We start from the raw sequence: 23,757 nt of genomic DNA on the forward strand, positions 1-23,757 counted from the left end.
CCGCGCCGTGCAGCAGCCATTCGACCGCGCCGCAGAAGACCTCGGCAACGCCATCCATCTCGAGCACGTCAACGTGCAGGTGCCCGACCAGCGCCTCGCCACGCTGTTCTACGTCGCCGGCATCGGGCTGACCCGCGATCCCTATCTGATGGTGTCCGACAGCAACATGTGGGTGAATGCCGGCCGCAGTCAGTTTCATCTGCCGAGCGGCCGGCCGCAGGTGCTGCGCGGCCACACGGGAATCGTGATCGCCGGACGGCAGGCCCTGCTCGCGAGGCTCGCCGCGGTCGCCCCCAAGCTCGAAGGCACCGCGTTCAGCTATCGCGAGCACAACGATCACGTCGAGGCCATCTGCCCGTGGGGCAACCGCCTGCGCTGCTTTGAACCGGACGCCGAACGGTTCGGACGGATCGCGCTCGGCATGCCCTATGTCGAATTCGACGTGCCGCCCGGCACCGCTGAAGCGATCAGCCGGTTCTATCCCGAGATCATGGGCATCCCCGCCAGCGTCGCGAACGGCGACGGAGTTGTCGCACGGGCGAAGGTCGGCAAGGACCAGTATCTGCAATTCCGCGAGACCGACCAGGCGCAAGGCGAGTTCGACGGCCATCACGTCCAGATCTACATCACGGACTTCTCGGGCCCCTACAAGCAGCTGCGCGAACGCAATCTGGTCTCGCGCGAGGACAATCAGTACCAGTACCGCTTCTGCGACATCGTCGATCCCGCCAATGGAAGGCATCTGTTCACCGTCGAGCACGAGGTGCGCAGCGCCACCCATCCGATGTACCTGCGCCCGCTGGTCAACCGCAATCCTGATCAGACCAACCGCACCTTCGCCAACGGCTACGACCAGGCGCCGTGGGCGATGGGGCCGGACCAGTACGACGGTTGAGCGCCCGCATCTCCGCGTTACGCCATCACTGCAAATTCCAGCAACGAGACGACATGCTTCCCTCCCAGCGCCACCTGTTCGAGATCCCACGCGAGGTCTGCTACCTGAACTCGGCGTCCTACAGCCCGCTGCCGCTCAAGACGCTGGACGCCGGCCGCATGGCAGTCGGGCGCAAGGGCCGGCCCTGGCGGATCGAGGCCGATTTTGCCGCTCGCCAGCATGAACGTGCCCGCAGCGCGGCGGCCCGCCTGCTCAATGCCGATCCGAATGACGTCGCACTGATCCCCGCGATCAGCTACGGCGTCGCGACGGTCGCGAAGGCGCTGACCATTCCGCGCGGCACCCGCGTCGTCGTGCTGGAGAACGATCACTCGTCGCCGGTGCTGGAATGGCACGCCCGCGCCGAGGCGCAAGGGTTCGTCGTCGACACCGTGCGGCAACCTGCCGACGGCGACTGGACATCGGCGGTGCTCGCAACGGTCGAGCGCTCGGACGCACCGCCGGTCGGCCTTGCCTCGATCTCCTCGGTGCACTGGTCGGACGGCGGCATGATCGACGTCGATCGAGTGCAAGCCGTACTGCGCCGACAGGGGGCGATGTTCGTCATCGACGCGACGCAGAGCGCCGGTGTCGTGGCGATGGACGTGACGAAGCTCGATCCGGATGCGGTGATCTTCCCGACCTACAAATGGCTGATCGGCCCCTACGGCCGCGCCTTCCTCTATATCGCAAAACGCCACCAGAACGGCGTGCCGCTGGAGCAGACCTCCGCCGGCCGTCGCAACGTCAACTCAGAGAACCCGGTCTATTTCGGCGATCTCGCCTATGTCGACAATGCCCACCGCTACGACATGGGCGAGCGCGATCATTTCATCACGCTGGAGATGGCCTCGATCGGCATGGAGATGATGGCCGAATGGGGCGCCACCGCCGTCAGCGAGCGGCTTGCGATGCTGACGCAGCGGATCGCCGAGGGCGTCCGTGATCTCGGGCTCGACGTGCCGGCGCAGGGCGTGCGCGCGCCGCACATCCTGAGCCTTGGAATCGCCGGCGGCATCCCGAAGGAGCTGATCGCGCGGCTTGCCGCCGAGAACATCCACGTCGCGCTGCGGTTGGGGCGGATGCGGATCTCGCCGCACGTCTTCAATGACGAGGCCGATGTCGACCGCCTCGTCGCCGCATTGAGCAAAGCGCTGCGTGGCTAGCTGAACTCGCGCCCTCGCGCGACGACGCTGAACAATTCGATCGCGAGCGCTGCGGCCACGCCGGCCGCGCCGATCAGGAACAGCAGCGCATAGTCGCCGCCGCTCTGCGCGAACAGATAAGACAGGCCGTAGGCGGCCGCCGCCTGGAACAGCGCGAACGTCGTGGTGGCCTGCGCCCAGGCCGAGCGCTGGCTCGCGGCGGAATGCGGGATTAGTTCGTGGATGCGGCCGATCACCAGCGGCACGATCCCGGGTGTGAAGCCGCCGACGATGAGGCTCGACACGATCATCGCAGCAGGCGCGTTCGTGACCGCGGGCATCGCGACCGCGACCGCCTCGATCAGGAACGCCGCGCGCAGCGCCGCCGCGAAGCCGGCGCGATCGGCGAGATGTCCCGTCAGCAGCGGGCCGACCACGGCGCCGATGCCATACAGCACCCAGTAGTACGATCCCGCAGCGATCCCCTGCCCGAGACCACGAGCGACGAAATCGACCAGGAACACCATGTGCGGTACCAGCGCCAGCGCATTGAGGCCGTATTCCACGCACAGCGCGATCACCAGCGGCGAGCGCACGCCGTGCGCCGCGACATGCGCCTCGGCTGCACCATGCGCGGCCGGCGCCTCGGCAGGCCACGCCTTCCAGCTGATCGCGGTCAGCACTGCGGAGAGCACGCCAAGGCCATACCAGGCCTGCTTGACGCCCTGTTGCAGCAGCAGCGGCACCAGCGTGCCAGAGGCTGCGACGCCGAGGCCAACGCCGGCGAAGATCACGCCACCGATCAGGCCGCGCTTGCTTGGCGCGGTGTGCGGCAGGATCGCGGTCGCCGCCAGCACCATGATCACGCCGCCGCTGATCCCGGCGAGGAAGCGGAATCCGAAGAACCAGATGAACGAGATCGGCACCGCGCAGGCGAAGCAGGTGACGGCGGCCAGCAGCATCATGCCGCGCAGCGCCCACACCGAGCCGATCCGCGCGCCGAGGTCACGCGCGATCAGCGCGCCGGCGAGGTAGCCGGCCAGGTTGGCGGCGCCGAGATAGACCGCTTCCGCCGGCGTGAACCACTTCGCCGCGATCAATGCAGGGATCAGCGGCGTGTAGGCGAAGCGCGCCAGTCCAAGCCCGACCAGCGAGGCACAGAGCCCTGCGGCGGCTGACAGCCACAGCGGCCCACCCGCATCGCGATGCGGCCCGGCATGATGGCGCCGATCATGATCGACATTGGCTGACATGGACATCGCAGTAGGCCCTCCGGCCGTTCGTGAAAAATGATTAGTTGCGATCGCAGCAATCGCTCGGAGCGATCACTGCTCACCTCTCCCGATCGGGAGAGGTGCAGGGCTCTTCTGGTGAAGGCCGTCAGCGGGAAGAAGCTGCAGCTGCAAGCTTCCGGCGATATTCCAGCGCGGGCAGGCCGCCCCAGCCCCAATTGTCGGTGTCGACTTCCTCGATGACGACGAAGGTCGATTCCATGGGCTTGCCGAGCACGTCGCGCAGCAGCTCGCTGGCGCCCTTGATCAGAGCGGCCTTCTCCGCCGGCGTGGTGGACGACGCACCGGGCGTCGTCCCCTCACGCGTGACCTGGATGGTGACGATAGGCATGACAGCCTCCCGATCGCGCTTCAGTGCCCGGCGCTCTGGCCGCCGTCGACATGCAGGATCTCGCCGGTGACGAAGCCCGCGTTCTCCAGGAACAGCACCGCGTCGACGATGTCCTTCGCCTCGCCCATCCGGCCGACCGGATGTTGCCTGGCGAGGAAGTCGAGCGTCGCAGGCGGGTGCATCGGCGTCTTGATTACGCCGGGCGAGACCGCGTTCACGCGGATGCCCTTGGCGGCGTATTCAATGGCAAGCGACTTGGTCGCGGCATTCAGGCCGCCCTTGGTCAGCGACGCGAGCACCGAGGGCACGTTGCTGTTGGCATGATCGACCAGGCTGGTCGTGATCTGCACGATGTGTCCCGATCCCTGCTTCTCCATCTCCCTGGCGACACGGCGGGTGATGTAGAAGAAGCCGTTGAGGTTGGTCGCGAGCACCGCGGCGTAGTCCTGGTCGGTGTAATCGGTGAACGGCTTGGCGACGAAGATGCCGGCATTGTTGACCAGCGTGTCGATCCGGCCGAAATGCCCGAGCGCCTGCTTGACGATGCGCTCGGCAACCTCGGGATCGCCGATGTCACCCGGCACGGCCAGGACATCGAGGTCCGACGACGGCTTGATGTTGCGGGAGTTGGCGACGACGCGCCAGTTACGGTCGCGATAACCCTTCAGGATCGCCTCGCCGAGGCCCTGCGACGCACCGGTGATGATGGCAACCTTCTGCTCTGCACCCATGATTTCTCTCCATCCGTTGCTGAAGCGACGCAGCGCCGCTTCGATGGAGAGGAACCTAGATACATCCGCATTCCGCGCGAATGCCCGCTATTCGGCAGACACTCTTCCGCGGCGCGAACGAATGAGCACGGCCCGGGGAAAGTACGAGACGGCTCCATCGTGCCTTGGCTTCATCGGGTCTTGGCTCATCGGGTCTTGGCTCATCGGGTCTTGGCGCCGGCCTTGCTGGCCTCGCGCGACAACCGCTCGAAATAGCGCTTCAGCTTTGGCGCCGCGAAGTCGACGAAGGCGCGCACCTTCGGCACGTCGAAGCGGCCCTGCGGCGCCAAGAAATGCACCGGCAGCGGCGGATGCTCGTCCTTGGCAAGCAAGATCCGCAGCCGCCCGTCACGGATCTCCTCGGCGATGTGGTACGAGAACAACCGCGTGACGCCGTACCCCTCGCTGGCCGACGCAACCGCTGCCCGCACCGTGTTGACGACCAGCCGTGGCGTGAACTGGACCGCACGCGCGATCTTCGACTTCGCGGCCGGCGGAAAGCTCCAGGAGTCGAGACCAAAATGCGTCATCGCGATGATCTGGTGCTTCGCCAGATCGGCCGGCTCGCCGATCAGGGGATGCCCCGCGAGATAGCCCGGCGACGCCGCGACCACGCGGCGCACCTCGCCGAGCTTGATGGCGACGAAATTGGAATCGGAGAGATGCGCGATGCGGAGCGCAACGTCGAAGCCTTCGTCGATCAGATTGACGGTGCGATCGAGCATCACGAGCCGCACCGTCACCGCCGGATGTTCCGCCATGAAGGCGTCGAGCACCGGCCGCAGCACGTCCTCGCCCACGACGATGGGCGCGGTGATGGTCAGCGTGCCGCGCGGCGCGGCCCGCTCACCGCCGGCCGAGATGTCGGCTTCCTCGAGCTCGCTGAGGATACGCCGGCACGCCGCCGCGTAGCGCTGGCCGGTATCGCTCAGCTTCAGCGACCGCGTGGTGCGATGAAGCAGCTCGGCGCCGACGTGATGCTCGAGGAACGCAATCGCCCGGCTGACCGCCGCCGGCGATCGCCGCAACTTGCGGCCCGCACCGGCAAGGCTGCCCTCGTCGACCGCCGCGACGAAGACCTTCATGGCGTCGATGCGGTCCATCGGTCCCCCCGCTTCGCCGCCGCCGCTAACCCCTTACATCGTATTGCTTGCTGAGGTGGTCGCCGATCTGCACCAGCATCGCGACGCATTCGGGATAGCCGGGCCTCGCCACCGTGGCCTCGTCGGCGCTGGCGCGGAATTCCCAGCTGTCGCCGTCGCGCAGCACGGAGATGTCGATGCCGTCGGGGCAGTCGGCATGCACCTTCAGCTCGGCCCGCGCCATCGCGATGAGTTCGGCTTCGGTCTTGATCGGCTTGCTCATGTGACGACGTCCTCCCGGCTGGCAATATCAGCCATGGTTGCCGATTTGGCAGCAGGATGTCGAGAGCGCGAACGCGATCACGACCTCTTGCAATTGACAAATCGCACCTCCCCGGCGAACATTCGGCCGGGTCGATACCACCCGCCGCTTGCACCCCGCCCGGGGACGGTGAATGTATCAAGCCGGTTTCAGGCTTCCTTTGCCCGCACGAACGGGTCAGCAACGCAAGCCCCTGACGCTTTCCGTTCGTCGATGCAGAGGACCAATCCATGCGCGACTTCCGTGATGCCAAGGCCATGGCGCAGACGCTGCGCGAAACGCTCAGCGCCAAATCGATCCCCCTCACCCACAGCGACAGCCTGGAGCTGATCGCCAGGCTGTTCGGTCAGCGCGACTGGAACACGCTGGCGGCGCGGATACAGGCCGCCGGGCCGGCAAGCATGTCGGCCCAGGCTGCCGCAGACCCCGCTGCGGAATCACCGCCGATCGCGGCGCGGCAGGAGATCGCCGTCGATCCAGCCGCGCTCGATCATTATTCCGGTTTCTACCAGCTCAATGACCGCGCCGTGTTCACGGTGACGCCCGATGGACATCATCTGATGATGCAGCTCACAGGACAACGCTCGGTGCGGTTCTTTGCGGAGAGCCCAACCGAATTCTTCGCCAAGATTGTCGATGCGCAGGTCAGCTTCGTCGTCGGACCGGACGGACGGGCCACCTCGCTGGTTCTGCATCAGAACGGCAGCGATATTCCGATGGCGCGTATCGACGCCGCAACGGCAACGAAGATCGCCGATCAGACGGCGGAGCGCGTCAAGCACCAGTCAGCCAGCCCTGGAACCGAAGCTGCGCTTCATCGCCTGATCGATGGGATCGCATCGGGGAAGCCTGATTACAACGCGATGAGCCCGGCGCTGGCGGCGGCCACCCGCAAGCAGATGCAGTGGCTTCAGCCTCTCGCGGACCTCGGCAACATCCAGTCGATCCGCTTTCTCGGTGTCGGCGAACAGGGCGAAGACGTCTACAGCGTCAGGCAGGACAACGGAGCCACGCACTGGCGTATTGCGCTCGACGACAAGGGGATCATTTCCTCGGCGTGGGTGACGCCTGGACCGTAGCAGCCTGCGCTGCTACTGACCCGCGCTGGCGCGGCGCTCGCCCTTGATCGCCGGCAGCGCGCTCACCGGCGCAGCCTTCGGCATGTCGGGCACCGATCCGGTCGACACCGGATCGGGCAGCGGCGCGCGGGCGGTGGCGTCGGGGAAGCGGGTCTTCATCTCGCGGATGAAGCCGTCGAGCGTGTCGACGCTGGCGGCCATCCGCGCGATCTGGGCGAACTCCGCGCTCGAGGTCGCGACCGGCTTGCTGGCCGCATCGAACGCCAGCTTGTCGGTGTCGCCGGACATCAGCGGCGCGTATTTTTCGCGGAACCGGGACAGCCCGATGGCGTCCTCGGCGAGCGCGTAGCCGACCACGGCACGGATGACGTCGGCCTTCTCGCTCGGATTGAGCGGGGTGAAATCGCGCCAGCGGTCGCCGTAATAGAGCTCGATCTGCTCGGACGCCTCGCGCCAGTGCCGCGACGCCCAGTAGATGTCGGAGCGCAGCCGGATCGCCTCGCGCCCGGTGATGTTCGAGATGATGTCGAGCGCGAGGTCGTGCCGCCCGACGTCGCTCTGCGCGCGCGCTTCGAGCAGCAGCCGCTGCTGGCGCAGTTCGCCGGAGAGGTCCGCGATCCGGGTCGAGCGCAGCGCGCCGATGGCGCGATCCGGCTTGCGGTTCATCAGATAGACCATCGCAAGCCGCGCGGCGACCTGGGCGCGCGCCGCGCCTTCCAGCCGCTTGTCGACCTGGTATTGCAGGAGGTCGGCGGCTTGGTCGAGCAGATCGACGCCGACGAGGCGGTCGGCGAGACGGCGGATCATCTCGTCGCCGCGGCGGCCGATCGGCGTCAGTTCGCGATATTCGTAGAAGGTGCCGAGCGCATCGATCGGCGCCATCTCGTCGCCCTTGGGGCCGAGATAAAGCTGCACGAACAGCGCCGAAGCGGCATCCTGCGCCTGGCGCGATTCCGGCGCGTTCGGCTGCAGCCGGGTCGCGGCACGCGTCACCGCGAAGGCGTCGGCATAGCGCGCGGTCTCGGCATAGATCTTCGACAGCACATAGAGCGTCTTCAATTCGATATTGTCGCCGCGCCACAGCATCGACAACAGCTCGAGCTCCTTCAGCACATCGTCGCGGCCGATCTCGCCGCGTTTCTGCTTGAGCAGGGTCTCGAGCAGCATGCCTTCGGCAGCGGCCTGGCGATCGGCCGAATTGGCGGCGAAGCGGTAGGCGTCAAGCGCATCCTTCTCCTGGCCGAGGGCTTCGGCGAGCCGGCCGCGCAGCACCGCAACCGCGGGCTTGAGCGCATCGGGAACGCCGACCACATCGAGATCGCTCTTGCGCCGCGCGGCGCCGGCATAGTCCTTGACCTCGAGCGAAGCCTTCATCGAATCCATCGTGACGATGCGCTGCAGGTCGGGCGGCAGGGTCGCGACCGAGAACTCGGCGTTCTTGAATTTTTCGCGCGCCTCGGCCCATTTGCCTTCGCGGGCAAAGGCCAGCCCCTTCCACAATTGGGAATCGTAGCCGTTGCCGATCACGGGATTGGCGAGATCCTTCAGACCGCGTTCGGGGTGGCCGATCAGGATGCTGGCGACCGCGTGCACCATCACCACCGACGGTGTCTCGCTGCCGCGCTTGCTCTCGGACAGGATCAGGTTGGCGACGCCATGGGCTTCCTGGTACATGCCGCGCGCCATGTAGAACTCGGCGAGATCGAGCCGCGCCTGCGGCAGCTGCTCGGCATTGGCGGTCGAAGCCGCCGCAATCAGGCCGTCGAGCTGCTTGAGGAAATTCTCCGACTGATTCTTGCGCCACTCGTCCGGATCGAACAGCGGCTTCACCGCCGCGGTCGCGCGCTCGGCGGCAACGTCGGCCGACGACAACGTCAGGCCGCCGGGCCGGCCCAGCATCACCTTGTCGGCGCCGACCTCGGCCTTGACGTCGTCGGCGTTCGGATGAACCACGACGCCGTGGATCGATTCCAGCAGCGAGAGCTCGACGAAATCCTGCCGCTTGATGATGCCGCGGGTCGGCGGGGGCGCGGTCACCACCCAGAGCGTATCGCCGGCATCGGGATCGACCAGTTTGTGCAACTGGCCGGGATTGGCGAGCGGCACGCTGACATTGGCGAGCGACGGCTCGCTGATGTTGCGCACCACGGTCAGCGGCAATGGCGGCTTCTGCACGCGGTCGGCAAAGGTCAGCGCCCAGCTCACGCCTTGCGAACGGTCGTCGCTTTCGAGCGACGGCATCTGCGGCCGGTTGAGGCGGAAGCGCACCGCCTGCCCCTTCTCCAGCGCGATCCGGCTGACGTCCGCGATCAGCGAGCCGCCCTTGGCGCGGATCGGATCGACATCGATCGCCTCAGGCGTGTCGAACACCATCCACACCGTGTCGGCGCGGCGGAACAGTGCCGCCGGCGTTGCTGCGGGGAACGAGAACGTCACGCGAAGCCCGTCGCTGTCGCGCTGGGCGTCGACCGAGGAGCTGGCGCCGGACTTGGCGCCGGCGCGGGCTTCGGCTGGCGATGGTGCGGCGGTGGGCTTCGGCGTCTCCATCGCCGGCGCGGCCGCGACGGCGGGAGCAGGCTTCGGCGCTTCGCTGACCGGCGGTTTGTCTTGTTCCGCCGCGGCACCGGCGCTGCCCTCACGCGGCGCTGGCGGCGCAGCCGCATTCTCGGCGCCGGCCGCTGGTGCAGCCGCGATCTTCGGCAGTTCCGGATCGGCTAGCTCCGATCTCGGCTGTTCGGGTTTGGCGGGCGCGGCGGCCGGTTGTTCGGTCGTAGCCTGCTCGGGCTTGGCCGGCTCGGATGGTGGCGGCTCGGACCGGGTCTGCTCCGATGTCGCCTGCTCAGATTTGGCAGGCTCCGCTTTGGGTTGACCGGGCCGGATCTCGATCTTGGCCTGCCGCGCGAAGCTTTCCGATGTCACCGGCGCGATCGCCGCGCCCTTCTTGCTGCGCGGCGTCGGCAGCAACGAGCTCAGCGAGGGCTTTGCAGCCTGCTGCTGCTCGCTCTGCTGGAAAGCGACATCGACGATGTAGTTCTTCTCGTCGCGGAACGAATGCACGTCGACATCGCCGATCAGGGTCACATCGACCGCCGAGGTGTCCGTATCGGCGCGCGAACTGATCGACGCGACGTTCGGCGGAGCGGCGACCTTGGCATCGGCAAGGTCGAAGCTCAGCACCGAGTTGAAGGACAATGTCAGCTTCTGCTCGTTCAGCACCGAGGAGACGCTGACCCCGTCGGGAACCTCGAACACGAAACGGACGAAGGTGGGCTGCACCAGCGCGCGAACGCGGATCGGCGGCTTCTTCCTGGCGGCATCGGCGGCGCGCTGGATACGCAGCAAGCGCTCGGCGGCGCGGGCCCGCTCCGCCAGTTCGCGGATCACATCCTGCGGCAGCGACGGCGGCGGACCGGTCCAGCTGTCGGGCAGGAAGTCGACGAAGATGCGCTCGCCGGCGGTCATGGTGTTGATGGTGACGCGGCGCGCCAGCGAGAGGCGGATCGCCGACCCGTCCGGATCGCGGCGGGCGGCGCCGACATAGTCGGGCACCGCATCCGACAGTTTCTCGACCGGGATATCGACCGGACGCTTGAAGCGGATCACGATGATCGAGCCGGCGGTCGTGACCTCCGACTCGACATCCTCCTTCAGCTTCAGCACCAGCCTTGCATAGCCGTTCGCGGCCGAGAATGTCGCCTCACCCGGCACCGGGTCGTCGGCATGCGCCACGGTCGGGAATGTGAGGGTCGTCAGGGCAAGGCCGGTGGCAAGCAGGCATAGACGCGCGGTCCGCGCCCAGGCGCGGCCTAGCGACCATGTTCCAGCGGCAGCCGTTCGCGCCATCTCGAAACGTTTTCTCGGGACCTCAGCCATACCAGCGCGAAGCGCCCTCGCCCACGCGCCCCGATCTTGGATCGGGCGACGTTAAGGAGCTGTTAACGTAAACCCGTTGACCGCATTTTCGGGAGGCGGCGGCTGCCCCTCGTTCCGCATTCGCTCACCTGCGGGCTTGGCTCGTGCCTCGCCAGCGCCGCGGACGGCGAGCGCTCGCCCTGTTGCCGAGCGGCCGATCGCGCTGATCCCAGAGCAGAGTTAACTCTCCGAACGAGCCCGGGAATGCCCGGCCTTGCCTGGCCCGGAAACGCAATGATAGATTCGACCATTGATTGATTTAATCTCTTTTCAAACCAAAATTATGAACGAAGTCGCACGCCATAATGCTTTTGCGGAAGATGACCCGGCGCTGGCCATTGCCTGCGTTCTCCTGATCGCTATCGCGGTATTGCTGTTCAGTGGCAACGTCGAAGGTGCCGGCAACGATTTCTCATGTTTTTGGGGCGCGGGCACGATGGCGGTCGATGGCCACGCGGCCGCCGCCTACGATTGGGATCAACTGCATAAGCAACTTGTCCTTCGGATGCCGGCGATCAATCAACTCCGATATCCCTACGATCAGTTTCCACTTCCGTTCTTCTATCCGCCAGTGTTTTTCCTCGTCCTGGCGCCCTTTGCCCTGCTGCCGTTTCCGATCGCGTTCTTGGCTTGGAGTGGAGCAAAGCTGTCTTGCTGGCTTCTCGTCATCTATGCGATCCGGCCACGCCCTAGCGCCCTGCTGCTGGCACTCGCGACCCCGCCGGTCTTCTACGATATGTTCCACGGCCAATCCGCGTTGCTTGCCTCAGCGCTGCTCGGCGCCATCCTGCTGACGCTGGACAAGCGCCCGTTCCTTAGCGGCATCCTGATCGCGCTGCTCATCTTCAAACCTCAATTCGGCGTGCTCATTCCCTTCGTGCTGATCGCGACGGGGCGTTGGAACGTCATCATCACCGCAGCCTTGACAATACTGGCTCTCGTACTGCTCACAGGAGTGAGCTTCGGCTGGGATACGTTCAAGGCCTTCGGTGAAGGGGCAACGACTGTGTCGGCGCGGCTTCAGGCTGGTGGAGGGGTCGCCTGGTTTAACCTGTCGAGTGTTTATGGACTGCTGCGAGTTGCCGGCCTTGGTTACGGACTGGCTTGGTCGCTCCATATGGCCATCGCGTCAGCCGTGCTGGTTTGGGTAGTCCTGATATGGCGTCGCAACGTCAGCTTCGCCCTGCAGGCAGCCAGCCTGCTTGCGGCTACGCCGCTCATGTCTCCCTATTTCCTCATCTACGATCTTCCAATGCTGGCGATGGCGCTGGTCTTCCTGATGAAGGCTGACCTCGATCAAGGCTCGCTGGTCGGCAACCGGCGAGCCATCCGTATCGGTCTCGGCGTCATCGTCGTCCTGGGATACGCTTTCCCGTTCGTGCTCGTGCCGGTTGGTCCGTTCATGTGCGCAACGGTGATCGCGATCATCTGGGTGAAATGCAGGCAACCTGATCTCAGGCCGGATCCGGCTTACGGCTGAACCTGCCGACACCTGGCAATCGACGGGCGGCGCGGTCAGCGCCCGTCAATTGGTCTTCGGCGCAAGCATCTTGCCTTCGATCTTGGGGAGATCGTCCGTCGATGCCGACTTGTCGCCGCCGGCGCGGCGGGCGAGTTCGACGGTGAGCCGCTCGGCAGCTTCGGGCTGCATGAGACCGAGAATGTCGGACATCTTGCGCGGCTGGATCTGCGAGGCGATCTGGTAGAGCACGTTCATTTCCAGGCGATCGAAAACCTTGGCGGCATCCTTCGGCTTCATGTTCTCGTACATGGTGACGATGCCCTTGAAGCGCGCAGCCTCGGCTTCCGCCTTGGCGGCGGCGTCGGCGTTCGCCTTGGCATCGTTGGCCTTGGCCTCCTCGACCTTGGCCTCGATGCGCTTCTCGGCCGCCTTCAACAGGCTCTCGCGGATCTCGACCTCGCGTGCGCGCGTCTCGAGCTCCTGGCGGCGCGATTGCAACCGTTCCAGGATCGCTCGCTCGGATGCCGACACCGGCGCCGGCGCATCCAGGTTAACCACCACGCCGTCGGGCTTCGACAGTTCCGCGGCCGGTGCTGCCGGCTTCGGTGCTTCTTCCTTCTTGTCGTCCTTCTTGGCGTCCTTGTTCTCGACCGACCCCGTGATGTCGCCGGGATCGGCCTTGCTCTTGCTGTCGACGACCGCCTTGCTGGCGCCGGGGAAGTTGAAATTCTGCTGCGCCCAAGAGGGGCCGGCAGGCGGCGCGTCCTCGGCAAACACATAACCGCCATCGAGCACGAGGCCGGCGACCTTCAGCACCATCAGGCCGAAGATCGCGACCAGCACCACAGGCATCACTCTGATGTCACGAAGCAACTTCATGCAGCGAGGCCGCCGGCCCTCCTGCGCTCGGTGAAGGCTTCAGCCGCCGCGGCAACCGCGCGCGCGGCGGAAACCCTCGGTGCCGGCGCCACTGGCGCGGCGGGCGCAGCTGCCTGTGAAGGTGCCCGCGCCGGCTCCGCCGGCCGCGCGGCCGCCGCGATCTTGGACAGGCGGCGGACCACCCCGTCACCTTCGGCGAGCTGGGTCTTCAGCAGCGCCGACATCTGCGTCGCCGCGTCGAGCTGGTTGCCCAGATTCTCATTGACGTCGCGCACCGCGTGCTTCAGCCCGCCGATCGCCCGCTCGGCGATCTCGGTTGCGGTGATCAGTTCGGCGATCGTCGCCTTCAGCGAGTGCTCGTCCGCCTTCAGCCGCTGCAGGCGCTTGTTGAGCAGCCAGCAATAGCCGATCGTCAGCATCAGCAGCACGGCCACCAGACTCTCGATCGCTAGTCCAAGCACATGACTCATGGTGCCTCCATCATCTTGGTCCGCTCGTCCGCCTTCTCGAACATCGCGAAGGTGGTTTGGGGTTTACGCAAATTCTTGGTGACGCGGATCGCGACACGGTCGCCGACGCGGCCCATGCGGCCTTCCGTCAGGGTGACGTTGCCGCAACGCACCGAGACCAGCGCGTCGGAGCGGATGTCCAGCGGCAGCGTGTCGCCGACCTTGAGCTTCATCAGCTCCTTCAGCGGGATCTCGGCCTCGTACAGCACCGCATCGACCGAAATCTCGGCCTGCGCCACCTCGGTCGCGAAATGACCTTCCCAGATCGGGTCGCGGCCGAATTTTTCGCCCATGAACATCTGCAACAGCACGTTGCGGATCGGTTCGATGGTGGCATAGGGCAGCAGCAATTCGACGTTGCCGCCGCGGTCTTCCATGTCGATGCGCAGGCGGACCAGAATCGCGGCGTTGGCCGGGCGGCTGATCGCGGCAAAGCGCGGATTGGTCTCGAGCCGGTCGATCGTGAAGGTCACCGGCGACAGCGGCCGGAACGCCTGCTCGGCATCCGACAGCACCACCTCGACCAGCCGCTTCACCAGATTGGTCTCGATCGTGGTGTAGGGCCGCCCTTCGATCTTGAGCTGGGTCTGGCCGCGGCGGCCGCCGAGCAGCACGTCGATCATCGAATAGATCAGGTTGGAATCGACCATGGCTAGGCCGAAATTCTCCCACTCCTCCGCCTTGAACACCGAGAGCACCGCCGGCAGCGGGATCGAGTTCATGTAGTCGCCGAACCGCACCGAGGTGATGCGGTCGAGCGAGACCTCGACGTTGTCGGAGGTGAAATTGCGCAAGCTCGTCGTCATCAACCGCACCAGGCGGTCGAACACGATTTCGAGCATCGGCAGACGCTCGTAGGACACCATCGCGGAATCGATGATGGCGCGGATGCCGGAATGGTCGTCGAGGCTGACGTCGCCGACGGTGAAGCCGAGGAGATTGTCGATCTCCTCCTGCGACAGCACGCGCTCGCCATTGGTGTTCTTACTGCCGAAGTCGCGGCTGCCGTCCTCGACCATGGCGGCCCATTGCAGCGCCATGTTCTCGGTGAGTTCGTTCTTGGCAGCTTCCGCCGCGGCCGCCGCGGGATCCTCGGAATCGAGCGAGGCTTCCCATTGGGCCGCAATGGCGTCCTGGTCCATCTGGTCGTTGCCGGCCATGGCCTTACATCCACCCCGTCACTGGATCACGACTTCCTTGAACAGCACCGCGTTCACTGAATTGGGCGCCAGCGCGAGGTTGACGCGCTTGGTCAGCTCTTCCTTGAGACGGAACAGGCCGGCAGAACCGTTGAGGTCGCTCGGGCGCAGCTCGCGCATATAGGTCTGGAACAGGTCGGTGACGCGCGGCAGCGCCGGCTTGATCGCCTCGGCCTGCTTCTCTTCCTTGACCTCGAGCACGAGCTTCAGCTTGAGATATTGTACGCGCTCGCCGGGCGCGCCGACCAGGTTGACAAGCATGTCCGGCACGTCGACGAAGCTCGGCGGCTTCGGCGGCGGCGCTTCGGCGTGCTGCTCCTCGCCGTGGCCGCGCATGAAGAAGAACCATCCGCCCGCGCCCGCGCCGAGCACGACGAGGAAGCCGACGACGGCAATGATCAGCTTGAGCTTGCCTTGCTTCGGTGCGGCCGCGCCTTCGCCGCTATCCGTCTTTTCCTCGTCCGCCATCGTCCGCCCGCTTCAACAGAAGGATGCGAACGCGATTTGCCCCAGCTTTGGCCTGAAGACGCGATACAAATGCCGCCGGCGCACACGCGCCCCAATGCCGGCAACACTGGGGTCATAATGGTTAACGGAAGCTTAGGATTTACCATCCACTAGGAAAAAACTGCCGGGCAAACATGGTCAACAAGACCTTTCTGCCGCCCCCTACGGTACCCGCCCAGGCACCTAAGCCATTCAAATATCTATCTATTTCAAGTTGGCACGGCTTTCGCTGAGAGGACGGCGTGACCAGCGGGTTTGGGAGAACCCAATGGTTACTGACGGGTCCGGCGTGAAGGTTTGGGAGAACCTGCATTCGGATCGCCTCACAGGGGAGAACCACCGATGCAGAATACGCTTCTGGTCGGCCTATCGAAGCAGATGGTGCTGGAACGGCAGATGGATGTCGTTTCCAACAACATCGCGAACATGACCACCAACGGCTACAAGGCCGACCGCTCGCTGTTCCAGGAGTATCTCTCCTCGAACGCGCATGAGGACAATTTCGCCGGCGCCGACCGCCGCGTCTCCTTTGTGCAGGACCGCGCGACCTTCCACGACTTCTCGCAGGGTCCGACCGAAGAGACCAAGAACCCGCTCGACGTCGCGATCGACGGCAGCGCCTTCCTGGTGGTGCAGACGCCGGCCGGCGAGCGCTACACCCGCGAAGGCAATCTTCAGATCAACAACCGCGGCCAGCTGGTCACCGCCTCGGGCTACCAGGTGCTCGGCACCTCCGGCCCGATCACGTTCCAGCAGACCGATCACGACGTCAACATCGCCCCCGACGGCAACATCTCCGTGCTCGAGGGCACGTCCCGCCTCGACTCGATCCGCGGCAAGCTGCGCCTCGTCTCGTTCGCGCAGGCCCAGCGCCTGCTCAAGGAAGGCTCCAACCTCTACGCGCCCGGCGAAGGCGCGCAGCCGCTGCCGGACACCAAGTCCCAGATCCGCCAGGGCTTCATCGAGAAGTCGAACGTCAATTCCGTCGTCGAGATGAGCCGCATGATCGAGATCACGCGGACCTACACCCAAATCGCCTCGCTGCTGCAGCAGCAGAGCGACCTGCACAAATCGGCGATCGAGAAGCTCGCCGACGTGCCGAACTGATCCGGGGGATTGACCGATGCGCGCTCTTTATACTGCAGCGACCGGAATGGCGGCACAGGAACTCTCTGTTCAGGTGATTTCCAACAACATCGCGAACCTGCGCACCACCGGCTACAAGAAGCAGCGCGCCGCGTTCCAGGACCTGATCTACGACCATGTGCGCCGGGTCGGTGCGCAGGCCTCCGACCAGAACACCATCATGCCGATGGGCATCGACCTCGGCGGCGGCGTCAAGACCGTCGGCACGCCGCGGATGATGACCCAGGGCACGCTGTCGCCGACCGGCAACGATCTCGACATCGCGATCCGCGGCGAAGGCTTCTTCAAGATCCTGATGCCGGACGGCACCTTCACCTACACCCGCGACGGCTCGTTCCAGATGGACAACCAGGGCCGGATCGTCAACGCGCAGGGCAATCTGGTGCAGCCGACGATCACGATCCCGCAGAACGCCTCCGGCCTCACCATCAATGCGCAAGGCCAGGTCTCGGTGACGCTTCCGGGCCAGACCGCATCGACCAACATCGGCACGATCGGCCTGACCCGCTTCATCAACAAGGCCGGGCTGATGCCGATCGGCGACAACTTGTTCCAAGAAACGCCGGCCTCCGGCCAGCCGCAGGACGGCACCGCCAACACCGACGGCTATGGCGACATGCAGCAGAGCAACCTCGAACAGGCCAACGTCGAGGTGGTCTCGGAAATCTCCGACCTGATCGCAGCGCAGCGCGCCTACGAGATGAACTCGAAGGTGGTCTCCGCCGCCGACCAGATGATGCAGTCGACCTCCAACCTGTTCCGCTGAGGATGATGTCGATGATCGCCCGCTCGCTCCTGATTGCAGCCGCGCTCCTCGCGGTGACGGCGGTACCGGCCGCCGCGCAGAGCCGCAGCGAGACCATCGCGGTGCCGACGCTGCGCGCCAGCACCACGGTCGCGGACGACATCGTGCGGGTCGGCGACCTGATCGACAACGCCGGCAGCGCCGGCACCATCGCGATCTACCGCGCGCCCGACCTCGGCACGACAGGCACGCTGCCGGTCGCGCAGGTGATCAACGTGCTGCGCTCGCATCAGGTGATCGGCGTCGATACCCGCGAGCTGAAGGAGATCACCGTCACGCGGCTCGCGCGCACCATCGACAGCAAGGAGATCGAGCAGCAGCTGTCGCGCGCGCTCGAGGGCCGCCACGGCCTCGGCCGGGCCGGCAACATCGCGCTGACCTTCGACCGCGATCCCGGCGATATCAGACTGGAGGCGACCAACACCGGCGCGATGCAGCCGATCGCGGTGCGCTACGACCCGCGCTCGACGCGTTTCGACGTCACCTTCGAGATCAGCAACGACGCCGGCACGGCGCCGTACAAGCTGCGCCTCACCGGCACCGCGATCGAAACCATCGAGGCCGCCGTGCTGACCCGCAATGTCGAACGCGGCGACGTGCTGAAGGCCTCCGACGTGATGATCGAGCGCCGTCCGAAGGCCGAAATCGGCAACGACGCGGCGATGCGCGACAGCTCGATCGGCATGCAGGTGCGCCGCCAGCTCCGCGCCGGCCAGGCGCTGCGCGTCGCCGACATGGCGAAACCCGATCTCGTCACCCGCGACCAGAACGTCGTGCTGATCTACCGCACCGCCGGCATCTATCTCACCATCCGCGGCAAGGCGATGGACGGCGGCGCCGAGGGCGACGTCGTCAGCGTGATGAACCTGCAGTCCAAGCGCGCCGTCTCCGGCGTCGTCACCGGCCGCGGCGAGGTCTCGATCTCGGTCGCGACCCCGCGTGCGGCACCTGGCGCCGATGCCACCTCTTCCGATTCCGCTCCCGTCAAGCTGAGTTCAGTCGCACCAAACGCCGAGTAAAGTTCATGTCCCAGTATCGTATCAACCGCCTCATCCTGACCGGTGCGCTGTTCGCACTCGGAACGATCGCCAGCGGTTGCTCGTCGATCGACCGTCTCTCCCAGATCGGCGAACAGCCGAAGCTGACGTCGATCGACAATCCGACGACGCAGCCCGGCTACAAGCCGGTGCAGATGCCGATGCCGAAGCCCGAGGTCGCCTCCTATAGCCCCAACTCGCTGTGGCGCAGCGGCTCCCGCGCCTTCTTCAAGGACCAGCGCGCCGCGCGCGTCGGCGACCTCCTGACCATCACGGTGAATTTCACCGACAAGGCCGCGATCGCCAACGAGACCCAGCGCAGCAGAACCAACTCGGAAGACTCCGGGGTCACCAATTTCCTAGGCTCGCAGACCATCACGCAGGCCAACAAGATCCTGCCCGGAAAGATCCTGACCGCCGACTCCACGGCGTCCAGCGACGGCAAGGGCTCGGTGAACCGCCAGGAAGCGTTGCAGACCAGCGTCGCCGCCGTCGTCACCCAGGTGTTGCCGAACGGCAATCTGGTGGTCGAGGGCAAGCAGGAAATCCGCGTCAACTTCGAAATCCGCGAGCTGATCGTGGCCGGCATCGTGCGCCCGGAGGACATCCAGAGCGACAACACCATCGACTCCTCGAAGATCGCCCAGGCCCGCATCGCCTATGGCGGCCGCGGCCAGATCACCGACGTACAGCAGCCGCGCTACGGCCAGCAGGTTCTCGACGTGCTCTTGCCCTTCTAGCCGCATGATCCCGCAAAGGGAAGAGGATCATGCCTGAGTAAGAGTTTCACGAGCTCCCACATCTCGTCGCGAACCTAGGCGCGACGCGGTGTACCAACACGGCCCTCGCCAGCTCCCCTGGCGGGGGCCGTGGCATTTGCAGCGCGGCTCTTGTGACCGGTCGCATGCACTCGCGCTGTCGTCGCGCACCAGTCCGATACCTCTGCGTGCAAGTCGCGCGATCGCCTTCTCGGTTCGTTAACCGTCGCAGCAGCGCGCAGTGGCAGTCCCGACGCTTGCAACGTAGCAAGAGAACAACGCAGGGTTTCTGTTTGTATGACGGTCATGCAAAGAGACGGACAATATGCGGCGTGGTTCCGGACGCCGCGCGGCGAAGGCACCGGAATAGTCCAGCTGGCAAATGGCAGGATCAGCGGCGGGGACGCCATGTTCACCTATGGCGGCTCCTATCAGCTCAACAATGACCGCTTCACCGCCGTGCTGACGACGCGCCGCTATGTCGACGGCCCGTTCACCACCGTGTTCGGCTGCGACGAGGTCGAGGCGGAGCTGACCGGCTCGTTCAGCGGCAATCGCGCGGTGTGCATGGGAACGGCCAAGCAGGCCCCCGGCGTGGTGTTCGAGGCCACGCTGTTCTTGCAGCAACCGGAAACTGCGCCCACCCCACCGCCAAAATCCGCGCCGGCGTCTGCCGGCCTCGCGAGGCTGCCAAGGCCCGCGGTCAGCCGCCGCTCACCGAACCCGTTTGCGGGGAAGCGCATCGTCTGACCCGCCCCCTTCCCGATGGCGTCCACGCCCGAGCCGGCGTACGATCATGCCCGCGCATCAAAGCGCAGCCCGATCGATCCCAGCCGGAAGGAGCAAACCATGTATGCCGCCATCCGTCAGGCCAAGGCAAAGACCGGCACCGCCGAAGAACTCGCGCGCCGGATCAAGGAAGGCGCAATCCCGATCATCAGCGATGTCGAAGGCTTCATGGCCTACTACGTGGTCTATGCCGGCGACGACACCGTCACCGCGATCAGCATTTTCAACAATCATGCCGGCGCCGAGGAAGCCAATCGCCGCGCACTGGTCTGGATCGACGACAATCTCGGTCCCTTGCTGGTCGGGCAGGCAACTGCTGTAGCGGGTCCGGTGATCGTGCATACGAAGGCGTGACGGCCGCTTCCCCGGCAAGCTTCACCCGGCAGAACTTTCCTGCGGCACGATTGACGCTCGCAGCATCGTCGCGATCTGCTTGAAAACGCTGAGGTGGCGTATGGCACGCCGTTTGCTCCGCGACTGCAGCATTGCAACGGGGACAGCGCGCGCAGATGACGTCCATCTCGGCCTTTGGATCGGTCGCAGCCAGCATGACGACTGGCACATTGAAGAAGCCGTTGACTGCCGATGCCTCCGGGTCCGCGCAAGCCACCGGCGGCAGCGCTTCCGACGACAGCGTCGAGCAGAAGTTTCTCAAATACGCGCAGATGAGCCCGATGGACCGCATGCGCGCCAACATCCTCAAGAGCATGGGACTGTCGGAGGAAGACCTGAAGAACATGACGCCGGATCAGCGCGCCGCGGTCGAGCAGAAGATCAAAGAGCTGATCGAGCAATCGTTCCAGAAGAATGCCGGCAAGGCCGGCCAAGCGGTCGACATTTCGGCCTAGGTTGGCCGCGTGCAACCCGACGCACGACCGAAATCGCTAGATCGGATAGCGCCATTTGAGCGCGCGCCGCACGAACACCAGAGCCACGGCATCCGCGAGGAGAGCGAGCCAAAGCAACGCCGGCGCTGACCAGAAGCCGATGTGAATGATGCAGTACGCAAGCCCGATCAGACCGGCGAGCAGCGCTGTCCACGTCCAGAACAGCGGCGAGCGGAAGATTCCGGTTGGAGCGGCGTCAAACAATCTGGAGCCAGACTGCGTCGGGAGAAGCGAGCCCAGCAGGGCCTCCCAAAGCGCTTCCCAGTCCATTGCCAACAGCTCCACCTTTCAGATTTGTCGGACCGGCGATCGGCGGGTTCAACCCGAGCGTTGTCGCCGGCCTCGAACGGCGCCGCGCGTCGTTGCACCGCTAGGCGGACACGGCTGCGGGCATCGGCATTGCACGCATCGCCATCGATGATCTGCCGAGCATCGCCTCGACCTTCATCGCCGCCAGCCACAGTAGCGCGCCGCAAGTGAGGTCGATGACGTAATGGCCGCCGATCGGGATCGTCGAGACCAGGACGAGGAGATTCCAGATCAGGGTGATGCCGAACAGCCATCGTGTGCCGATCGTCGCGAAAAACGTCATCAAAGCGAGGCAGGTATGGAACGACGGAAGCGTCACCACGCCCTGCAGATTGCTCAACGACAGCTCCGGAGCGGCGGCGTTACGGAAGTATTCGAACTTGGCGAGATGATAATTCCCGGCATGCTCAGGCAGCGCCTTGAGGATCGCCAGAGGATGGTCGAAATAGACAAAGGCGCCCTTGGCGGGCCAGAACACCGAGAACATCGTCGACGCAACGATCGTCAGGGCGAATACGAACACCAGTTGCCAGAGCTTGTCGAAGCGCCTTGTCGCCGCCAGGAGGACGAACAGCGCGGTAATCTGCACGAAGGAACTGCAATATGCCGCAGCGAGCAATTCAGTCAGCCATGGATGGTTCGCAAACCATGGGATGATCGACGGCAAATCGATTCCGATGAGACGATCGGCCTCGGCGAGACTGTCGTCGATCAGGGGAAATTTGTATCTGAGGCCGACGAGGCTGATCGTTGCGGCCGCCGCAGCCGACCAGAAGAACACGGCAACGGCTGCGGCCAGGTTGGACAGAACCGGTGCGGACCGCCATCTGCCATAGACGATATCGACGGCAAGCAGAAAGCCCATCAGGCCCGAAAACAGCGCCAGGCTTTCCGGCTCGACGTCGATCTGGAATTTCCAGAGCAGGAAGCCGGCGAAACCGCTCGCCGCGATGCCGATCAGCCATGAACCGCGCTCGACCCGCTGATGAGGTTGCGGTGTTCGAGGTGCGCTAGCTGCTGTTCTCGGGGAGGCCTGCGGTGCGACTTCGGTGTCCGCCGACGAAGCGATCCGTGACGGGCCGACCAACTGACTGAACATTGCGACTGCCATTCCAGCGGGCGCCTCGACACGAGACCCGCTCATTCCACAGCCACAGGTTTAGCAGCCGTCCCTTCAATTGTGTCGGTAAGCAAGTACAACCTGTGGCAGGTCGCCCGGCATTCGTATCCGATGGTGAAGACTTTGTTTCTGATTGTTGCCGATCTTGGGGCTCGGGTTCCCGCGCGCGGAACCAAGGTCTCTGGCAATCATCCGATTATCGCCCGAGCTCGGGCCCGTCGCTCAGGACAATGAAAACCGTGCCGCCGAAATCGTATCGCGCGACCTCGCGCATGCCGAGCCGCAGATGGGCTTTCAGCGAGCGCGGATTGTCTTCCCTGATGAAGAGGATTGCTTCGCGGCCGGGAAATAGCGTCTGAAGCATCGCGTACAGCGCGTCGAGGACACCCAGACCACGCGCGTCCTGGGAGACGCACACCGGGCCGTACACATACGCATCGGGACTCCCCGGCCAGGCCTTCAGCATGGCCTGCACCGGCGGCGCGTCGTCAAATCCCTTCTCCGAGGTCAGCAGCGCGCCGAGCAGCCGGCCGGCCTCGCCGGTCGCGACCACGATCGATTGCCCGCGTGCCATGCGCGCGGCGATCGCCTCGCGCGGCCATTGCCCGAGCAGCATCCCGCCGCGATCGCCGGAATTGGCCATCAGCAGCGCCGAGATCGCGTCGGCGTCCGACGGTATGGCGAGCTGGGTTCTGATCATTTTGGACAGACCGGATCAACCGGCCGCATGCAGGCGCAGTTCATGCCTTCTTCGCGGCTGCGCGAGTGCGCACGGCTTTCTTCGCCGACTTCTTCGCTGGCTTCTTCGACTTGGCCTGGTTGAGCTCGATCGCAGCACGGATCAGGGCCTTCAATGCAGCGGCGTTGATCTTGTCGCCCTCGAACAGGTCGATCGCGCGCCGCACATTGCCCTCGAAGCCGGTGTTGAACAGCTTGTCGGGATCCGGAAGCTGCGCGCCATACATGAAGGTCAGCTTCACCTTGCCCTTGTGCGCGTTACCGACCGCGATGATGCCGTCGCGCGACCACACCGGGCTGCCCATCCACTTCCATTCCTCGATGATGCCGGGGTCGGCGGCGAGGATGCTCTTGCGCAGGCTGGCAAGGGTCTTGCCGCGCCAGTCGGTGAGATCCTCGATCATCTGGTCGATCCGTTCCGATGCCATCATCGTTGCCTCACGCCTCCTCGCCTGCCCCAATCAATCATACTTGCGATGCCGGGGTCGATCCCCCGAACCGGCGTCGTGGCGCCAGATAGGGCAACGCGAACAGGTACAGGCCGCTGAGCAGCATGAGGATCAGCGGGAACAGCGCCAGCAGGCCGATCCAGGTCGCCTGCTGCTCCGCGACCATCGCGACGATGTTGACGATGACGGCGACCGTGAAGACGATCGAGAGCCAGCGGTGCGATTGCCTGATCCAGTTGTTCCAGTTCATGTGATCTCCTGTTGTGTGTGTGTCCGTGTGCGGTCGTCATTGCGAG

General features: G+C 65.2%; 26 protein-coding genes. 11 read left to right on the forward strand and 15 right to left on the reverse strand.

Annotation, left to right across the window (positions count from 1 at the left end):
* Positions 1-7 precede the first annotated feature (7 nt).
* Positions 8-895 (forward strand): hypothetical protein, encoded by an 888-nt coding sequence (locus CK489_RS34385; protein WP_095735402.1) that lies wholly within the window; start codon positions 8-10, stop codon positions 893-895.
* Between the two features lie 53 nt (positions 896-948).
* Positions 949-2,100, forward strand: a complete 1,152-nt coding sequence (locus CK489_RS34390) for an aminotransferase class V-fold PLP-dependent enzyme (protein WP_095735403.1) — start codon at positions 949-951, stop codon at positions 2,098-2,100.
* Here CK489_RS34390 and CK489_RS34395 read toward each other — a convergent pair.
* The 5 genes from CK489_RS34395 to CK489_RS34415 form a co-directional block, all read right to left on the reverse strand.
* The gene (locus CK489_RS34395) at positions 2,097-3,338 is read right to left on the reverse strand and encodes a YbfB/YjiJ family MFS transporter (RefSeq protein WP_245350618.1); all 1,242 of its coding nucleotides are present in this window, start codon (positions 3,336-3,338) and stop codon (positions 2,097-2,099) included. The genes CK489_RS34390 and CK489_RS34395 overlap by 4 nt on opposite strands.
* 121 nt (positions 3,339-3,459) lie before the next feature.
* Entirely contained in the window at positions 3,460-3,702 is a 243-nt protein-coding gene (locus tag CK489_RS34400) for a tautomerase family protein (protein WP_095735404.1), read from the reverse strand.
* Positions 3,703-3,722: 20 nt separating this feature from the next.
* Positions 3,723-4,433, reverse strand: a complete 711-nt coding sequence (locus tag CK489_RS34405) for an SDR family NAD(P)-dependent oxidoreductase (protein WP_095735405.1) — start codon at positions 4,431-4,433, stop codon at positions 3,723-3,725.
* 200 nt (positions 4,434-4,633) lie between these two features.
* Positions 4,634-5,575, reverse strand: a complete 942-nt coding sequence (locus CK489_RS34410; RefSeq protein ID WP_095735406.1) for a LysR family transcriptional regulator — start codon at positions 5,573-5,575, stop codon at positions 4,634-4,636.
* A gap of 25 nt (positions 5,576-5,600) precedes the next feature.
* Complete coding sequence (locus CK489_RS34415) at positions 5,601-5,837, reverse strand: hypothetical protein (RefSeq protein WP_095735407.1); 237 nt, start codon at positions 5,835-5,837, stop codon at positions 5,601-5,603.
* 269 nt (positions 5,838-6,106) lie between these two features.
* Here CK489_RS34415 and CK489_RS34420 point away from each other — a divergent pair, with 269 nt between their 5' ends.
* The gene (locus tag CK489_RS34420; protein WP_095735408.1) at positions 6,107-6,955 is read left to right on the forward strand and encodes a glyoxalase superfamily protein; all 849 of its coding nucleotides are present in this window, start codon (positions 6,107-6,109) and stop codon (positions 6,953-6,955) included.
* Positions 6,956-6,967: 12 nt separating this feature from the next.
* Here CK489_RS34420 and CK489_RS34425 read toward each other — a convergent pair whose 3' ends face one another.
* Positions 6,968-10,798: a hypothetical protein gene (locus CK489_RS34425; RefSeq protein WP_095735733.1), complete on the reverse strand. Its 3,831-nt coding sequence runs from the start codon at positions 10,796-10,798 to the stop codon at positions 6,968-6,970.
* A gap of 319 nt (positions 10,799-11,117) precedes the next feature.
* Between CK489_RS34425 and CK489_RS34430 the strand changes: the two genes are divergently transcribed.
* Positions 11,118-12,347, forward strand: coding sequence for a glycosyltransferase family 87 protein (locus CK489_RS34430; RefSeq protein WP_245350620.1), 1,230 nt, complete (start codon positions 11,118-11,120; stop codon positions 12,345-12,347).
* A gap of 45 nt (positions 12,348-12,392) precedes the next feature.
* Here CK489_RS34430 and CK489_RS34435 read toward each other — a convergent pair whose 3' ends face one another.
* From CK489_RS34435 to fliL, 4 genes are read right to left on the reverse strand one after another with little or no spacing between them, the layout of a single operon-like run.
* Positions 12,393-13,208 (reverse strand): MotE family protein, encoded by an 816-nt coding sequence (locus CK489_RS34435; RefSeq protein WP_095735410.1) that lies wholly within the window; start codon positions 13,206-13,208, stop codon positions 12,393-12,395.
* Entirely contained in the window at positions 13,205-13,678 is a 474-nt protein-coding gene (locus tag CK489_RS34440; RefSeq protein WP_095735411.1) for a DUF6468 domain-containing protein, read from the reverse strand. The genes CK489_RS34435 and CK489_RS34440 overlap by 4 nt, the downstream gene beginning before the upstream one ends.
* Entirely contained in the window at positions 13,675-14,877 is a 1,203-nt protein-coding gene (gene fliM, locus CK489_RS34445) for a flagellar motor switch protein FliM (RefSeq protein ID WP_050631039.1), read from the reverse strand. The genes CK489_RS34440 and fliM overlap by 4 nt, the downstream gene beginning before the upstream one ends.
* Before the next feature lie 18 nt (positions 14,878-14,895).
* A complete protein-coding gene (gene fliL / locus CK489_RS34450; RefSeq protein WP_095735412.1) occupies positions 14,896-15,384 on the reverse strand; it encodes a flagellar basal body-associated protein FliL in 489 nt (162 codons plus the stop codon).
* A 381-nt stretch (positions 15,385-15,765) separates the two neighbouring features.
* Between fliL and flgF the strand changes: the two genes are divergently transcribed.
* The 7 genes from flgF (at position 15,766) to CK489_RS34485 (ending at position 20,806) form a co-directional block, all read left to right on the forward strand.
* The gene (gene flgF, locus CK489_RS34455) at positions 15,766-16,530 is read left to right on the forward strand and encodes a flagellar basal-body rod protein FlgF (RefSeq protein ID WP_050631041.1); all 765 of its coding nucleotides are present in this window, start codon (positions 15,766-15,768) and stop codon (positions 16,528-16,530) included.
* 16 nt (positions 16,531-16,546) lie between these two features.
* The gene (flgG, locus tag CK489_RS34460) at positions 16,547-17,335 is read left to right on the forward strand and encodes a flagellar basal-body rod protein FlgG (RefSeq protein ID WP_050631042.1); all 789 of its coding nucleotides are present in this window, start codon (positions 16,547-16,549) and stop codon (positions 17,333-17,335) included.
* A gap of 2 nt (positions 17,336-17,337) precedes the next feature.
* On the forward strand, positions 17,338-18,393 hold the full coding sequence (gene flgA, locus CK489_RS34465) for a flagellar basal body P-ring formation chaperone FlgA (RefSeq protein ID WP_050631043.1): 1,056 nt from the start codon (positions 17,338-17,340) through the stop codon (positions 18,391-18,393).
* A gap of 5 nt (positions 18,394-18,398) precedes the next feature.
* Positions 18,399-19,151 carry a flagellar basal body L-ring protein FlgH gene (flgH, locus tag CK489_RS34470; RefSeq protein ID WP_050631044.1) on the forward strand — a complete coding sequence of 251 codons (753 nt, stop codon included), beginning with the start codon at positions 18,399-18,401 and terminating at the stop codon, positions 19,149-19,151.
* Between the two features lie 324 nt (positions 19,152-19,475).
* A complete protein-coding gene (locus CK489_RS34475) occupies positions 19,476-19,919 on the forward strand; it encodes a hypothetical protein (RefSeq protein WP_198961099.1) in 444 nt (147 codons plus the stop codon).
* Positions 19,920-20,018: 99 nt separating this feature from the next.
* Complete coding sequence (locus tag CK489_RS34480; protein WP_095735734.1) at positions 20,019-20,312, forward strand: antibiotic biosynthesis monooxygenase; 294 nt, start codon at positions 20,019-20,021, stop codon at positions 20,310-20,312.
* Positions 20,313-20,467: 155 nt separating this feature from the next.
* Positions 20,468-20,806 (forward strand): hypothetical protein, encoded by a 339-nt coding sequence (locus CK489_RS34485; RefSeq protein ID WP_050631046.1) that lies wholly within the window; start codon positions 20,468-20,470, stop codon positions 20,804-20,806.
* A 36-nt stretch (positions 20,807-20,842) separates the two neighbouring features.
* Here the strand turns inward: CK489_RS34485 and CK489_RS34490 are convergent, their stop codons facing one another.
* From CK489_RS34490 to CK489_RS34510, 5 genes are all read right to left on the reverse strand, one after another.
* A complete protein-coding gene (locus tag CK489_RS34490; protein ID WP_095735414.1) occupies positions 20,843-21,115 on the reverse strand; it encodes a hypothetical protein in 273 nt (90 codons plus the stop codon).
* 100 nt (positions 21,116-21,215) lie between these two features.
* Entirely contained in the window at positions 21,216-22,265 is a 1,050-nt protein-coding gene (locus CK489_RS34495) for a phosphatase PAP2 family protein (protein ID WP_158226534.1), read from the reverse strand.
* 205 nt (positions 22,266-22,470) lie between these two features.
* Positions 22,471-22,974 (reverse strand): GNAT family N-acetyltransferase, encoded by a 504-nt coding sequence (locus CK489_RS34500; protein ID WP_095735416.1) that lies wholly within the window; start codon positions 22,972-22,974, stop codon positions 22,471-22,473.
* A 40-nt stretch (positions 22,975-23,014) separates the two neighbouring features.
* Positions 23,015-23,443 (reverse strand): DUF1801 domain-containing protein, encoded by a 429-nt coding sequence (locus CK489_RS34505; protein ID WP_095735417.1) that lies wholly within the window; start codon positions 23,441-23,443, stop codon positions 23,015-23,017.
* 34 nt (positions 23,444-23,477) lie between these two features.
* Entirely contained in the window at positions 23,478-23,711 is a 234-nt protein-coding gene (locus tag CK489_RS34510) for a hypothetical protein (protein WP_050631051.1), read from the reverse strand.
* Positions 23,712-23,757: the final 46 nt, after the last annotated feature.

Source organism: Bradyrhizobium sp. UFLA03-84 (genome assembly GCF_002289535.1).
GTDB classification, from domain to species: domain Bacteria; phylum Pseudomonadota; class Alphaproteobacteria; order Rhizobiales; family Xanthobacteraceae; genus Bradyrhizobium; species Bradyrhizobium viridifuturi.

Coding starts and splice junctions, on each gene's coding strand:
- CK489_RS34390 (WP_095735403.1), top strand. CDS start 949: ATGCTTCCCTCCCAGCGCCACCTGTTCGAGATCCCACGCGAGGTCTGC.
- CK489_RS34395 (WP_245350618.1), bottom strand. CDS start 3,338: ATGTCCATGTCAGCCAATGTCGATCATGATCGGCGCCATCATGCCGGG.
- CK489_RS34400 (WP_095735404.1), bottom strand. CDS start 3,702: ATGCCTATCGTCACCATCCAGGTCACGCGTGAGGGGACGACGCCCGGT.
- CK489_RS34405 (WP_095735405.1), bottom strand. CDS start 4,433: ATGGGTGCAGAGCAGAAGGTTGCCATCATCACCGGTGCGTCGCAGGGC.
- CK489_RS34410 (WP_095735406.1), bottom strand. CDS start 5,575: ATGGACCGCATCGACGCCATGAAGGTCTTCGTCGCGGCGGTCGACGAG.
- CK489_RS34415 (WP_095735407.1), bottom strand. CDS start 5,837: ATGAGCAAGCCGATCAAGACCGAAGCCGAACTCATCGCGATGGCGCGG.
- CK489_RS34420 (WP_095735408.1), top strand. CDS start 6,107: ATGCGCGACTTCCGTGATGCCAAGGCCATGGCGCAGACGCTGCGCGAA.
- CK489_RS34425 (WP_095735733.1), bottom strand. CDS start 10,798: ATGGCGCGAACGGCTGCCGCTGGAACATGGTCGCTAGGCCGCGCCTGG.
- CK489_RS34435 (WP_095735410.1), bottom strand. CDS start 13,208: ATGAAGTTGCTTCGTGACATCAGAGTGATGCCTGTGGTGCTGGTCGCG.
- CK489_RS34440 (WP_095735411.1), bottom strand. CDS start 13,678: ATGAGTCATGTGCTTGGACTAGCGATCGAGAGTCTGGTGGCCGTGCTG.
- fliM (WP_050631039.1), bottom strand. CDS start 14,877: ATGGCCGGCAACGACCAGATGGACCAGGACGCCATTGCGGCCCAATGG.
- fliL (WP_095735412.1), bottom strand. CDS start 15,384: ATGGCGGACGAGGAAAAGACGGATAGCGGCGAAGGCGCGGCCGCACCG.
- flgF (WP_050631041.1), top strand. CDS start 15,766: ATGCAGAATACGCTTCTGGTCGGCCTATCGAAGCAGATGGTGCTGGAA.
- flgG (WP_050631042.1), top strand. CDS start 16,547: ATGCGCGCTCTTTATACTGCAGCGACCGGAATGGCGGCACAGGAACTC.
- flgA (WP_050631043.1), top strand. CDS start 17,338: ATGATGTCGATGATCGCCCGCTCGCTCCTGATTGCAGCCGCGCTCCTC.
- flgH (WP_050631044.1), top strand. CDS start 18,399: ATGTCCCAGTATCGTATCAACCGCCTCATCCTGACCGGTGCGCTGTTC.
- CK489_RS34475 (WP_198961099.1), top strand. CDS start 19,476: ATGCAAAGAGACGGACAATATGCGGCGTGGTTCCGGACGCCGCGCGGC.
- CK489_RS34480 (WP_095735734.1), top strand. CDS start 20,019: ATGTATGCCGCCATCCGTCAGGCCAAGGCAAAGACCGGCACCGCCGAA.
- CK489_RS34485 (WP_050631046.1), top strand. CDS start 20,468: ATGACGTCCATCTCGGCCTTTGGATCGGTCGCAGCCAGCATGACGACT.
- CK489_RS34490 (WP_095735414.1), bottom strand. CDS start 21,115: ATGGACTGGGAAGCGCTTTGGGAGGCCCTGCTGGGCTCGCTTCTCCCG.
- CK489_RS34495 (WP_158226534.1), bottom strand. CDS start 22,265: ATGGCAGTCGCAATGTTCAGTCAGTTGGTCGGCCCGTCACGGATCGCT.
- CK489_RS34500 (WP_095735416.1), bottom strand. CDS start 22,974: ATGATCAGAACCCAGCTCGCCATACCGTCGGACGCCGACGCGATCTCG.
- CK489_RS34505 (WP_095735417.1), bottom strand. CDS start 23,443: ATGATGGCATCGGAACGGATCGACCAGATGATCGAGGATCTCACCGAC.
- CK489_RS34510 (WP_050631051.1), bottom strand. CDS start 23,711: ATGAACTGGAACAACTGGATCAGGCAATCGCACCGCTGGCTCTCGATC.